The organism is Azospirillaceae bacterium, assembly GCA_028283825.1.
Lineage (GTDB): Bacteria > Pseudomonadota > Alphaproteobacteria > Azospirillales > Azospirillaceae > Nitrospirillum.
In genome coordinates this window covers 2,127,755-2,140,170 of record JAPWJW010000003.1, presented here as the reverse complement: position 1 = coordinate 2,140,170, position 12,416 = coordinate 2,127,755, and the positions used below count along the sequence as shown (strand labels likewise).

8 protein-coding genes and 2 pseudogenes are annotated in these 12,416 nt (G+C 68.2%); 3 read left to right on the top strand and 7 right to left on the bottom strand.

What is annotated here, in order from left to right; all coding sequences use genetic code 11:
- Positions 1 to 21 precede the first annotated feature (21 nt).
- Positions 22 to 825 (bottom strand): ABC transporter ATP-binding protein, encoded by an 804-nt coding sequence (locus PW843_21785; GenBank protein ID MDE1149202.1) that lies wholly within the window; start codon positions 823 to 825, stop codon positions 22 to 24.
- Between the two features lie 288 nt (positions 826 to 1,113).
- On the opposite strand from PW843_21785, the gene PW843_21780 reads away from it, so the two are divergent.
- Positions 1,114 to 2,073, top strand: a complete 960-nt coding sequence (locus tag PW843_21780; protein ID MDE1149201.1) for a hypothetical protein — start codon at positions 1,114 to 1,116, stop codon at positions 2,071 to 2,073.
- A 156-nt stretch (positions 2,074 to 2,229) separates the two neighbouring features.
- On the opposite strand, the gene PW843_21775 is transcribed toward PW843_21780, so the two are convergent.
- The 4 genes and pseudogenes from PW843_21775 to mtgA form a co-directional block, all read right to left on the bottom strand.
- Positions 2,230 to 2,388 carry a hypothetical protein gene (locus PW843_21775; protein ID MDE1149200.1) on the bottom strand — a complete coding sequence of 53 codons (159 nt, stop codon included), beginning with the start codon at positions 2,386 to 2,388 and terminating at the stop codon, positions 2,230 to 2,232.
- Positions 2,389 to 2,395: 7 nt separating this feature from the next.
- Positions 2,396 to 4,274 (bottom strand): annotated as a pseudogene (gene feoB, locus PW843_21770) (ferrous iron transport protein B).
- Positions 4,271 to 4,642, bottom strand: a complete 372-nt coding sequence (locus tag PW843_21765; protein MDE1149199.1) for a FeoA family protein — start codon at positions 4,640 to 4,642, stop codon at positions 4,271 to 4,273. The pseudogene feoB and the gene PW843_21765 overlap by 4 nt, the downstream one beginning before the upstream one ends.
- Positions 4,643 to 4,803: 161 nt before the next feature.
- On the bottom strand, positions 4,804 to 5,487 hold the full coding sequence (mtgA, locus tag PW843_21760; protein MDE1149198.1) for a monofunctional biosynthetic peptidoglycan transglycosylase: 684 nt from the start codon (positions 5,485 to 5,487) through the stop codon (positions 4,804 to 4,806).
- 55 nt (positions 5,488 to 5,542) lie between these two features.
- On the opposite strand from mtgA, the gene PW843_21755 reads away from it, so the two are divergent.
- The gene (locus PW843_21755; GenBank protein ID MDE1149197.1) at positions 5,543 to 6,181 is read left to right on the top strand and encodes a glutathione S-transferase family protein; all 639 of its coding nucleotides are present in this window, start codon (positions 5,543 to 5,545) and stop codon (positions 6,179 to 6,181) included.
- Positions 6,182 to 6,186: 5 nt separating this feature from the next.
- Here the strand turns inward: PW843_21755 and PW843_21750 are convergent, their stop codons facing one another.
- Positions 6,187 to 6,588 carry a hypothetical protein gene (locus tag PW843_21750; protein ID MDE1149196.1) on the bottom strand — a complete coding sequence of 134 codons (402 nt, stop codon included), beginning with the start codon at positions 6,586 to 6,588 and terminating at the stop codon, positions 6,187 to 6,189.
- Between the two features lie 153 nt (positions 6,589 to 6,741).
- Here PW843_21750 and PW843_21745 point away from each other — a divergent pair.
- Positions 6,742 to 9,571 (top strand): annotated as a pseudogene (locus tag PW843_21745) (ATP-dependent DNA helicase).
- A 300-nt stretch (positions 9,572 to 9,871) separates the two neighbouring features.
- Here the strand turns inward: PW843_21745 and PW843_21740 are convergent.
- On the bottom strand, positions 9,872 to 12,028 hold the full coding sequence (locus PW843_21740; GenBank protein MDE1149195.1) for a TonB-dependent receptor: 2,157 nt from the start codon (positions 12,026 to 12,028) through the stop codon (positions 9,872 to 9,874).
- Positions 12,029 to 12,416 lie beyond the last annotated feature (388 nt).

The window sequence follows — 12,416 nt, the reverse complement described above, 5'->3', positions numbered from 1 at the left end:
CGTCTTGCTGTGCAGTATGCCCTATGCGCGGTGCGCCAGGAATTGCCGGCAGCGTTCGCTGCGGGGATTGCCGAACACTTCGGCCGGCGTCCCCTCCTCCTCCACCCGCCCCTGGTGCAGGAACATGACGTGGGAGGAGACGTCGCGGGCGAACGCCATCTCATGCGTGACGATCAGCATGGTGCTGCCCTCATCCGCCAATTGGCGGATGACGCGCAGCACCTCGCCCACCAGTTCGGGATCCAGGGCTGACGTCGGCTCATCGAACAGCATGACGCGGGGCTGCATCGCCAGCATGCGGGCGATGGCGGCGCGCTGCTGCTGTCCGCCCGACAGCTGGCTGGGGTAATAGTCGCGGCGCTGGCCCAGCCCCACCTTGTCCAGCAGGGCCTTCGCCCGTTCCACCGCCTCGGCCCGGGGCACGCCCAGCACGTGGACGGGCGCCTCGATGACGTTTTCCAGGGCGGTCATATGGGTCCACAGGTTGAACCCCTGGAACACCATGCCCAGCCGCTGGCGGATACGGTCCACCTGGCGGCGGTCGGCCGGGATGGCTTTGCCCTGGCGGTCGCGTCCCATGCGTATCAGTTCGCCGTTGACCCACACCTGCCCCTCGTCCGGGGTTTCCAGCAGGTTGATGCAGCGCAGGAAGGTGCTTTTGCCGGAACCGGAGGACCCGATGAGGGAGATGACATCGCCATCCCGCGCCGTCAGGGAGATGCCCTTCAGCACCTCCGTCTCGCCAAACCGCTTGTGCAGATCCCGCACGACGATGGCGTTGTTGGTGGCTTGATCGTCCAAGGCGACCGCCGGCGATTGCGTCATAAGACCCCAAGAATTCCCAAGAGGCCCCTGGCGCGGGGTTGGCCGCGCGCCGCCGGAACCTGAAATGCCCGTGGGGCCCCATGCCTTCAAGGCCGGCCCCGAAGCCGGCAAAACTACCGTGCGCCGCCCGGGACGCAAAGAGGTTTCCTGTCGCGGGCGCAAGGCAGGCATCCACGGCCGCCTGCGGCGATGCAGCATTCACCAAACGTGGTACTCTCTGCCCGATTCCAGCCTATTCGGTCCCCCAGGTCCGCTTCCCAGTCCGTCCGACGCCCCGTGAGCACCGGCATGCAGCCCAGCCCAAACCGCAGCACCCATTTCCTGTTCGACCACAAGGTCTTCACGGTGGATGGGTGCCGTTTCATCCTGTCCAAGGGCAATGACGAGCCCGTGATGTGCATGAAGCTGGGCAAGCTGGATGTCGAGGTACCGCTGGAAAAGCTGTGCAACGAGTTCGGCATCGAACCCCGGTCCTTCGACGGCCAATTGTTGAGCATGGCGGCCAAGGGCCTGAAGTATGTGCGCGAGATTCGCCCCGGCGACACCATCCCCAATGAGCTGATCGACGGCACCTCCTCCTGGCGGGTGGACGACCGGCACTATAACATCGCGCGCGGCCGCCTGACGGTGCAGCTGGTCACCTGGATGACCGGCGGCGAAACCGTCGTTTCCAGCCCGGAACAGTTGGAACAGGTGGTGGAGGACCCCAGCACCAAGGCGCGCGTGCGCGAAGCCTTCCTGGTCATCGCCAACCGGCTGTCGCTGACCGGCGACCCGGAGGAAGAGATCGGCATGCACATCGACATGCTGGCCCGCGAGCTGTCCTATATCGAGGCCTTGCGGGAAAAGGCCGCCACCCTGCAGGCGATCCGCACCGGCCTGGAAACCGCCCACCGCCTGTATAAGGCCGAGCGCATGGTCAAGGAAGAGGTCGTGCGCATGCAGACCCTGTCGCTGCCGCCCATCGCCGACCTGGAACAGCGTTTCGCCCAGATCGATGCCCAGACCGGCGAAATCCTGGCGATGCTGAAGAAGTTCGACCAGAACGTCGTCTACATCCGCGAGATGCGCGACGACCTGCACCAGTCGCTGCTGCCCTGGGAAGACATCCTGAACGACTGGCGCGACGTCGTCGTGGAGAAAAGCCCGGAACTGGATGCCCTGCTGAAGCGTACCTACCACTTCCTGGCCAAGCGCTTCAGCCAGGCCAGCCAGTGGCGCCTGGCCAACCGCGCGGCGCCTAAGTAGTTTTGTTCCTCAGGCGCCGGCGGGCCCATCCGGGCCCTTGGCTATCCTCGGTTTTCAGTCCGCTACGCTCCCCGAAAACCTGCGGCGGCCCCAGTCGGGGCCTAGGGCCGGCTGATCACCGGCCCGGTGCGCCCCTTTGGTGAGGGGTGCGCCTTTTCAACTACCACAATTACAGTTATCGGAACCGCAGGAGCCGGCGGGCACCTTGCCGGCGGCGACCTGGCGGCGGCGCACCAAACGCAGGACGGTGGGGCGCAGGACCCAGGCCAGGGCCAGCACCACGATGATCCCGACGACGGCTTGCTGAAGCATCATGCCCTCCTCACGCCCAGCCCAGGCTGGCGGCGATATGGTATGTGGCGAAGGACGCCAGGTAGGCCAAGGTCAGCATGTAGAAGAACATGATGACCGGCCAGCGTAGCGAGTTGGTCTCACGCCGCACCACGCCCAGGGTGGCGGCGCATTGTGGCGCGAAGATGTACCAGGCCAGCAAGGATAGCGCGGTGGCCAGCGACCAGCTGTGCCCCAGCGTGTCCATCAGGCCGGTGACGTTCTCTTCCCCCCCGCCCACGGCGTAGACGGTGCCGAGGGCCGCCACCGCCACCTCGCGCGCGGCCATGCCGGGGATCAGCGCCACGGTGATCTGCCAGTTGAAGCCGATGGGCGCCACCAGCGGCTGGAGCCAATGGCCGACCATGCCGGCGATGGAATAGTCGATGGCCGGTTCGGTCGCCCCCTCCGGCGCGCCGGGAAAGGAGCTGAGGAACCAGATCAGGATCATGATGCTGAGGATGGTGGTGCCGGCGCGTTGCAGGAAGGCCCGGGCACGCGTCCACACGCCCATCACCAGGTTCTTCACGTCCGGCACCTTGTAGGCCGGCAGTTCCATGATGAAAGGCTCCACCGTGCCCCGCCACACCAGGCGGCGCATGACGAAGGCCACCACCAGCGTCGCTGAGGATGCCGGCGGCATAGAGGCCGAACATCACCAGGCCCTGCAGCGCGAACACCCCGCCCACCGTGCGGTCCGGCACGAAGGCGGAGATGATCAGGGTGTAGACCGGGATGCGGGCGGAACAGGTCATCAGCGGCGCCACCATGATGGTGGCCAGGCGGTCGCGCCTATTGTCGATGACCCGCGTCGCCATGATGCCGGGGATGGCGCAAGCGAAGCTGGACAGCAGCGGGATGAAGGCGCGGCCGTGCAGGCCGGCGCCGCCCATGATCTTGTCCATCAGGAAGGCCGCGCGCGGCATGTAGCCGAAATCTTCCAGCAGGATGATGAAGGTGAACAGGATGACGATCTGCGGCAGGAAGACGACGATGCTGCCCACGCCGGCGATGACGCCGTCGGAGATCAGGCCGCGCAGGATGCCGTCGGGCATGGTGCCGTTGACCCAGGCGCCCAGCCAGTCGAACCCGGCCTTGATGGCGTCCATAACCGGCTGCGCCCAGGTGAACACCGCCTGGAACATGAAGAACAGCACGGTCAGCAGGATCAGCAGCCCCGCCACCGGGTTCAGCAGCACCCGGTCCAGCCGGCTGGTCCAGGTGTCGGGACGCGTCGGCGGGCGCACCGCCAGCTTGATGATGCGGTCGGCCTCGCGGTGGGTGGCGCGCACCTCTTCCGCCGAAGGCTCGTGCCAGGTGTTGGTCCCGGCCGTCGCCGTCGCCAGGCCATCGGCCATGCTGTCGATGGTCTTCAGGAAATCCACCGTGCCGGCCTTGCGCACGGCCACGGTGGGCACCACCGGCACGCCCAGTTCCCGGGACAGGCGGTCAACGTCGATCTCGATGCCGCGATGCTTGGCGATGTCGAACATGTTGAGCGCCAGCACCAGCGGGCGACCCACCATCTTCAGTTCCAGCACCAGGCGCAGCACCAGGCGCAGGTTGGTGGCGTCGGCCACGCAGACCAGCACGTCGGGTTCCGCCTCACCCCGGAAGCGGCCCAGCACGACGTCGCGCGTCACCTCCTCATCCGGGCTGCGGGCGCGCAGGGAATAGGTGCCGGGCAGGTCCAGCACCTGGATGCGGCGGCCGGCCGGGGTGCTGAAGCTGCCTTCCTTGCGCTCCACCGTCACGCCGGCGTAGTTGGCCACCTTCTGGCGGCTGCCGGTCAGCGCGTTGAAAAGGGCGGTCTTGCCGCAGTTCGGGTTCCCGACCAGGGCGATGCGCGGCGCAGTGGCGACGAGGTTCATGAACGGCTGTCTTCGGCGATGATCTTCAGGGGGGCGGCGGCTTCAGCGGTCCAGCGGGTGACCAGGATGGCCTCGGCCTCGCGGCGGCGCAGGGCCACGCGCATGTCGTCCACCCGCACGGCGATGGGGTCGCGGCCGAACAGGCCCTCATGCAGGATTTCCACCCGCGCGCCCTCGACAAAGCCGATCTCCAGCAGCCGGCGCTCCAGCTCATCGGCGTTCAGGCTGTCGTGGATTTCGCCATCGATGCCCACCCGCACCACCCGGCCGACCTCACCCCGCTTGGCCAGGCTCAAGGGCCGGGCGTCGGCGGGAATGGCGTCCTCCGCCGGTGAAGCGGATGAGGCGGGACGGGGTGAGGGCTGCATCGCGTACGCCTTGGGTCCCCTGGAGGGGCCCTCAAAGAATCGAGGATCGTCCCGGATATCCGGGCCACCCTCGAATTAATAGTTATTCTCAGGCCTGGGCACAAGGGATGCCGCAGGGTCCATTCACGCGCCACGGCGTCGCATAGACGCGGGCGGGCACCTCAGCGATGCAGGCATGCGTCCAGGCGATCACGCGCCACCAGGGCCGCCCGCTGTTCCAGGATGCCGATGCGCCGGGCAACGTAGGCACCGGGGTGGTTGGCGCTCCACTTCCGGGGGCTGGGCAGCACGGCCGCCAGTGCGGCCGCCTGTGACGACGACAGCGCGCTGGCCGACACACCGAAATAGGCGCGCGACGCCGCCTCCGCCCCATAGATGCCGTCGCCCCATTCCACGATGTTCAGATACATCTCCAGGATGCGGCGCTTGCCCCACACCAGTTCGATCAGTTCGGTGAAGCCGAATTCCACGCCCTTGCGCACCCAGGTGCGGCCGGGCCAGAGGAAGGCGTTCTTGGCCGTCTGCTGGCTGATGGTGCTGGCGCCGCGCAGCTTGTGCCCGTCCTCATCCTCATCCAGGGCCGCGTCCACCGCGTCCCAGTCCACGCCGTGGTGGGAACAGAACCGGCTGTCCTCCGCCCCGATGACGGCGCGTTGCAGGGAGGGGGCGATGTGGTCCAGGGCCACGGGCGTCCAACCCCGGGTCGGCACGCCCTGCATGCGGCGAATCAGCATCAGGGGCGTGCCCGGCGGATCCATGACGGCATAGAGGCCGACCCAGGCCAAGGTGAACACCACCCCTGCGAGAGCCGCGTATTGTGCCCAGCGCAACACACGCCATAGCATCGCGCGCTGCTGCGGTCGGCGTCGGGCGCCGGCTTTCACTGAGGGGGATCCGTCCATGGCCTATACGCTGTTCTATTTCCCGGGAAATGCCAACCTGGCTCCGCACATGGCGCTGGAGGAACTGGGCGTTCCCTATGAACTGGCGCTGCTGGACCGGACCAATGCCGAGCATAAGTCGGCCCCCTACCTGGCCCGCAACCCCACCGGCCGCATCCCCACCCTGCTGGACGGTGACGAGACGGTGTTCGAGACCGCCGCCATCCTGCTGTACCTGGCGGACCAACACCCCGAATCCCGCCTGGCCGCCGCCCCGGGAACGCCCGGCCGCGGCCGTTTCCTGACATGGCTGTTCCACCTGACCAACACCATCCAGCCGGAATACCGCGTCTATTATTACCCGGAACAGCACGTGACCGACCCCAGCAACGCCGCCGACGCCAAGGCCACGGCGGAGCGGCGGCTGGGGGAAATGTTCGCGCTGATCGACCGGGAATTGGCCGGGCGGCCCTACATCGCCGCCGACCACGTCACCGTCGCCGATTTCCTACTACTGATGCTGGTGCGCTGGGGCCGCAACTTCGCCCACCCGCCGCGCGACCTGCCCCACCTGGGCCGGCTGTGCGCCGAGTTGCTGGCCCGCCCCGCCGTGCAGCGGACCTTCGCGCAGGAAGGACTGGCCGCCCCCTTTATCTGACCGCCTCACGCATGCGCGGGCGGGAGGTGCCGGGGTGCCAAATCCAGCGCCGCGATGCCGTCCCGCAGGACGATGGTCCAGCTGCTGCCGCTACTTTGCAGCAGGATGCCGTCGGTGCCCGACATGCGCAGCACCATGATCAACGCCTCACGCAGGGGAAGGCCGGCGTAGGGCGCTTTCAACCGCGCGTCGCGCCTGGAAGTATGGAGGACGGGCATGACCCCGGCCGGCAGCTTGGCGGTCTGGATGGCCACCTTGCCCGCGTAGGCCGCCCGCGCCAGTTCGGCCGGCGGCAGGTCGGACGCGCCGGTCACGTTGAAATAAATCTCATCATCCAGGAACGCCATCAGCACCAGGGCGCCGTCCGCCCATGCCGTGCCGTCGGCGACAATCTCGTCCAGGCCCATGACGCTTCCCCCGACATGCCACCGGAAATGCCACACCACTTAGGGTATCGGCGCGGCCAAGACAATATCACCAAACGTTTTCCCGCCATCGCCCATCAGCCGTACCGCTTTTGTTCATGAAATGACGCTGGGCGCCGTCTATACTCCGCCGCCATGACCGAGTCCCCCCCCTCCTCCACCGGTTCCAAGCCCCCGCCGGCCAGCCTGGTGTCGGCCCCGACCGGGCCGCGGCGCCTGCTGGTACCCGACGCGCCGGCCCTGATCCCCGGTGCGCGCCAGGCGGTGTGGCTGAGCGCCGATGGCGAGGTGGAACTGATCGACAAGGGGGAGGCGGCGCGGCGGGCCAGCGCCAAACCCCACCTGCTGTGCCATGCGCGGGCCACGGCGCGGCGCCTGGGCACCGACCGGCTGCTGCAGGGTTATGACCTGCTGGAGCTGTACGCCTTCGTGCGGCCGGCCACCTTCTGCCTGCCCACGCCGCGCGGCCTGGCCCAGGCGCTGGGTTTGCCGCGACCCGAGGATGCGGAGGCTGAGGCCCTGACCCTGGTGCGCGCGGCCGAGGCCCTGCTGCGCGAACTGATGGGCCCCATCCATGATGAGCGGTCGGACCCCATCGGCCTGGCCTGGGCCATGGGCGGGGGCGACAATGACGACCGGGGCGGTGGCTGGCTGTGGTCGCCCCTGGTGCTGGCGGCCCTGGGCGCGCCCGCGGGGCCGGAAAAGGCACGCTGGCGCGGCGGTGCCATCCGCGCCTACCAGGTGTGGGCCGGCATGAAGGAATGGCAGGCCGACGCGCCGGAGCCGCCGCCCGGCCATTTGCCGGTCGAACAGGCCGAGGCGCGCCGCCGCCTGGCCGACATGGTGATGAGCGGCCAGGCGGCCGAACCCCGGCCACAGCAGTCGGACTACGCCAGTGCGGTGTCCACCGCCTTCACCCCCCCGCGACGTGGAGGGTGAGCCCAACCTGGTGCTGGCGGAGGCCGGGACCGGCGTCGGCAAGACCCTGGGTTACCTGGCGCCGGCCACGGTGTGGGCGGAGAAGAACAAGGGCCCCGTCTGGATCTCGACATATACCCGCCAGTTGCAGCACCAGATCGATAAGGAGATGGACCGCCTGCACCTGGACCCGGCCACCAAGGCGCGCAAGGTCGTGATCCGCAAGGGGCGGGAAAACTACCTCTGCCTGCTGAACCTGGAGGAGGCGGCGGGGGTGGCCACCGCCAACCAGCAATACGCCGTGGCCATCGGCCTGATGGCGCGCTGGGCGGCCAGCACCCGCGACGGCGACATGCAGGGCGGCGATTTCCCCGGCTGGCTGGTCGATCTGCTGGGCAAGGGCCGCACGTTGGCGCTGGCCGACCGGCGGGGCGAATGCGTCTACAGCGCGTGCAGCCACTACACCAAGTGCTTCATCGAGAAGAGCGTGCGCCGGGCGCGCCGGGCCGACATCGTCATCGCCAACCATGCCCTGGTGATGATCCAGGCGGCCCTGGGTGGCGGGGACGACGCCTATGTGCCCACGCGTTATGTCTTCGACGAAGGCCATCATGTGTTCGACGCCGCCGACAACGCCTTCGCCGGCCACCTGACAGGGTTCGAGACGGCGGAGCTGCGCCGCTGGCTGCTGGGCGCGGAAAGCGGCGGGCGCAGCCGGGCGCGCGGCCTGCGCCGCCGGGTGGAGGATCTGATCGGCGGCGATGACCACGCCGCCCGCCTGCTGGATGAGGTCGCGCGCGCCGCCCACAAGCTGCCGGGCGAGGCCTGGCCCCAGCGCGTGGGCGGGGGCGAGCCGGTGGGCCCGACGGAGGCCTTCCTGGCGCAGGTGCGCGGCCAGGTCTATGCCCGCGCCCACGGACCGGACAATCCCTACAGCCTGGAGGTGGAGGTCCAGCCCCTGGTGGACGGGGTGCTGGAGGCGGCGCAGGCGCTGTCATCCGCGCTAGGGGAACTGTCGGCCCCGCTGGAAGCCCTGGCCGACCGGCTGCGCGAACGCCTGGATGACGAGTCGGATGAGTTGGACAGCGACACCCGCCGCCGCATCGACGCCATCGCCCGCAGCCTGAAGCGCCGCTCCGCCAATGAAATCGGCGGCTGGCGCCAGATGCTGGCGGCGTTGGCGGAGGAGCCGCCCAACCGCTACGTCGACTGGTTCGGGGTGGAGCGGCAGGACGGCCGCGACCTGGACGTGGGCATGTACCGCCATTGGGTGGACCCCACCTGGCCGTTGGCGCAGATCCTGGCGGCTCAGGCCCACGGCCTGGTCATGACCTCCGCCACCCTGACGGACGGCACCGGCGATGTGGAGGCCGACTGGCAGGCGGCCCAGGCGCGCACCGGCGCCATCCACCTGCCGCGCCCGGCCTTGCGCGCCCAGGTGCCGTCCCCCTTCGACTATGCCAAGCAGACGCGCGTCCTGATCGTCAACGACGTGCGCAAGGACGATCTGGCCCAGGTGGCGGCTGCTTATCGCGAGCTGTTCCTGGCGTCGGGCGGCGGCGCCATCGGCCTGTTCACCGCCGTGCAGCGCCTGCGCGCCGTGCATGAACGCATCGGCGCGCCCTTGGAGGCCGCCGGCCTGCCCCTGCTGTCCCAGCATCTGGATGGGCTGGACGTCTCCACCCTGGTGGACATTTTCCGGGGGGAGGATAACGCCTGCCTGCTGGGCACCGACGCGGTGCGCGATGGCGTGGACGTGCCCGGCCGGTCCCTGCGCCTGATCGTGTTCGACCGCGTGCCCTGGCCCCGGCCGGACATCCTGCACAAGGCGCGGCGGGAATATTTCGACCGCACCGCCCGGCGCCGGCATTACGACGACATGATCACCCGCCTGCGCCTGCGCCAGGCGTTCGGCCGGCTGGTGCGCCGGGCCGACGACACCGGCGTCTTCGTCCTGCTGGACCCGATGATGCCCAGCCGGCTGAAGGGCGCCTTCCCCGGCGGGGTGGAACCACAGCGCGTGGGCCTGGCCGAGGCTGTGCGCATCACGCGGGAGTTCCTGCATATGCCGGATGCAGGGCCGGAGCAATTGGCGCCCCCACCGCCGCCGATGCTGCCCGGCGGTCCGCCCATGGACGACAATGGCCGGGATCCCTGGGGGGATGAGCCCTTCCACCTCCAGGGCTTCGATCTCGACTGATGCCAGCGGCATGGGACGAACCCCATGCCGCTGTAGGCTGCGACCGCAGCCGCCGGACCTTTCCGGGGAACCGCAGGCGGACCGGAAAGGGAGGACAAGCCCAGCGGCCGGATGGCCGCGCCCGGCGCCTGAGGGACGCCTTATTGATCAGAAATGCACGCCCAGGGTCAGGCCGTAGGTGCGTGGCGGGGCCGCGACCCAGTTGTCGCCCACGTTCAGTGGGTTGACCTGCTGGGTATAGAACTCATCCGTCAGGTTCTTGCCCCACAGGCGCGCGGTGTATTGGCCGTCGTTCGACGCCCAGGTCAGCGAAGCGTCCAGGGTGTTGTATGAATTCTGGCGCGTGCGGTTCTGCGGGTCCGCGTAATAACCACCGTTGTAATAGTAATTGCCGGCCAGCGTGAACTTGCCGACCGCGGTTGGGATGTCGTAGCTGGCGCCGGCATTGACGGTGACGGCCGGGGTGTTCTGCAACTGCTTGCCGGTGGCGTTGCCGTTCTGGTCGAAGGAATTGCCGCCCGTCGCCAGCGGGAACAGTTCGAACGCGTTCTCGAATTCCTTGTACCGGGCGTGCAGCAGGCTGAGGCCGGCGTTCAGGGTCAGATGGCTGGTCGCCTGGAACTGCACGTCGGCGTCCATGCCGTAGCTGGTGGCACCGCTGGCGTTGTAGACCAGCAGCACGCCCTGGACGATCTGGTTCACCTGCAGATTGGTCTGGTCGTAATAGAAGGCCGACACGTTGACCCGCAGGCGGCGGTCCCACAGGTCGGACTTCAGCCCCACCTCATAGGCATCCAGGGTCTCGGGCTTGAGCGCCTCCACCGGGAAGGTGTCGGGCGCGAACGAGCCGCTCTTGAACCCCCGATTATAGGAGATGTAGCCCAGCAGTTCGGGGGAGAAGCGATGGTCCAGCGACAGGCGCCAGGTCAGCTTGTCGAAGGTCTTGGCATCATCCACCGGCGCCTCCGCCACCGGGAAGCCGGCAACGGTCAGGGTCTGGTTTTCCGTGATGGCGCGCTGGTCGACGGTGTAGCGCAGACCCGCCGTCAGGTTGGTGGCGTCGTCCAGGGCGTAGGTCCCCTGGGCGAACCCGGCGTAGGAATTCAGCGACTGGTCCACATACAGGTCGGTGCGGGTCAGCGGGAAGGTGGGCGATGACAGGAAGGCGCCGCTGGTGCTGAGCGGATCGTACAGCCCCTTCGACCAGAAATAATAAAGGCCGGCGGTCCATTTGAACGGGCCGTCGCCGATGGACTGCACTTGCAGTTCCTGGCTGAACTGCTGGTCCCGCTGGGTCTCATTCAGGACCAGGCCGGTGACCGGTATCTGGTCGGCGTCGAAGATGGTGTGGAAGTAGGAGTTGCGGTAGGCGGTGATGCTGAGCACCTCGACATTGTCGAAGTCGTGCTGCGCGGTCAGGCTAGTGCCCCACTGCCGGGTTTGCAGGAAGGGCTGGACGTCCAGGTCGATGTCGTAGGGGCCGCCCGGCGTGGGCGTGCCCAGAGTGGTCAGGCCGTAGGTGCGGATGGCGGGGTCGGCGGCGTGGTAGGTCTCATAATCCGCCGACAGCAGGAATTTGGTGTCGGCGTCCGGCTTCCACAGAATCTTGGCCCGCACGGCGCTCTGGTCGTGGTTCTGCACGTCCTGGCCGTTGTAGAGGTTCTTCCCATAACCATCGCGCTGGTCCTCGCGCAAGGCCGCCAGGCTGACCGCCACCGTGTCGGTGATGCCGCCGGACAGGAAGGCGCTGCCCTGGAAGGTGTCGTAGTTGCCGTAGGTGCCCTCCACATCCGCGTGGAAGTCCTGGGTGGGTTCCTTGGTCGTCACCTGGATCAGGCCACCGGTGGCGTTGCGGCCGAACAGGGTGCCCTGCGGCCCCTTCAGCACCGCCACCTGTTCCACGTCGTTCAGCGCGAACAGGGCACCGGCGGAGGAGCCGATATAGACCCCGTCCACATATGTGGCGACCGGGTTCTCAATGCCGGGACCGGTGGCGGTGGTGCCGACGCCGCGCACGCGTGGCTGGCCGAAGCCGCCCAGGTTGGTGTTGAAGTTCAGCCCCGGGGTCAGCGACTTCAGGTCGCTGGTGTCGGTCACGCCGGCCGCCGCCATCGCCTCCGGGTTCAAGGCGGTGATGGCGATGGGCACATTCTGCGCGTTTTCCGACCTTTTTTGCGCGGTGACGACGATTTCCTGGATGCCGTTCAGCATGTCGGGATCCTGCTGCGGCGCGCCCTGGGGTGCCGCCCCCTGCTGGACCGCCGGCGCCGCCGGCAGGACCTGGGCCACGGCCGTCCCGGGCACATGAGGGCGCAAAGCGCCACCATGCCGGTGCCCGCCATCCACCACCCTATGCGCTTTCCACCTAATTCCATCACCCGGTACCCTCCCGTTCCGGGCCCGCGTCTTCGCACGGTGCCCGGTCATGACAAGCCATTGCACGGGCACCACCCGTCCGCCGGGGGGCCTCGTCGACGCCGAGGGCAGGCGCGAACCTGCCGGAGACCGGAACCCTTGGGAGGAAGACCGGCCGGCGAACGTTCAAAATGTGCGGATATGCTTGGGCGCCACCCTTGTGGAGCCATGCCTGTCGCGGAGCGCTCCCTCCCGAGTCGGGACCACCCACACCTGGACCTGATATCCCTCCCTGATCAGCGCAGGGACGGATGCACGCCGCCCTGATCGCCTTTTC

What these genes read in the sequence shown, in the direction of transcription:
- PW843_21765 (MDE1149199.1), bottom strand. Translation starts at nt 4,642, where the DNA reads ATGCAGCCCTCACCCCGTCCCGCCTCATCCGCTTCACCGGCGGAGGAC.
- PW843_21775 (MDE1149200.1), bottom strand. Translation starts at nt 2,388, where the DNA reads ATGATGCTTCAGCAAGCCGTCGTCGGGATCATCGTGGTGCTGGCCCTG.
- PW843_21755 (MDE1149197.1), top strand. Translation starts at nt 5,543, where the DNA reads ATGGCCTATACGCTGTTCTATTTCCCGGGAAATGCCAACCTGGCTCCG.
- mtgA (MDE1149198.1), bottom strand. Translation starts at nt 5,487, where the DNA reads ATGCTATGGCGTGTGTTGCGCTGGGCACAATACGCGGCTCTCGCAGGG.
- PW843_21750 (MDE1149196.1), bottom strand. Translation starts at nt 6,588, where the DNA reads ATGGGCCTGGACGAGATTGTCGCCGACGGCACGGCATGGGCGGACGGC.
- PW843_21785 (MDE1149202.1), bottom strand. Translation starts at nt 825, where the DNA reads ATGACGCAATCGCCGGCGGTCGCCTTGGACGATCAAGCCACCAACAAC.
- PW843_21780 (MDE1149201.1), top strand. Translation starts at nt 1,114, where the DNA reads ATGCAGCCCAGCCCAAACCGCAGCACCCATTTCCTGTTCGACCACAAG.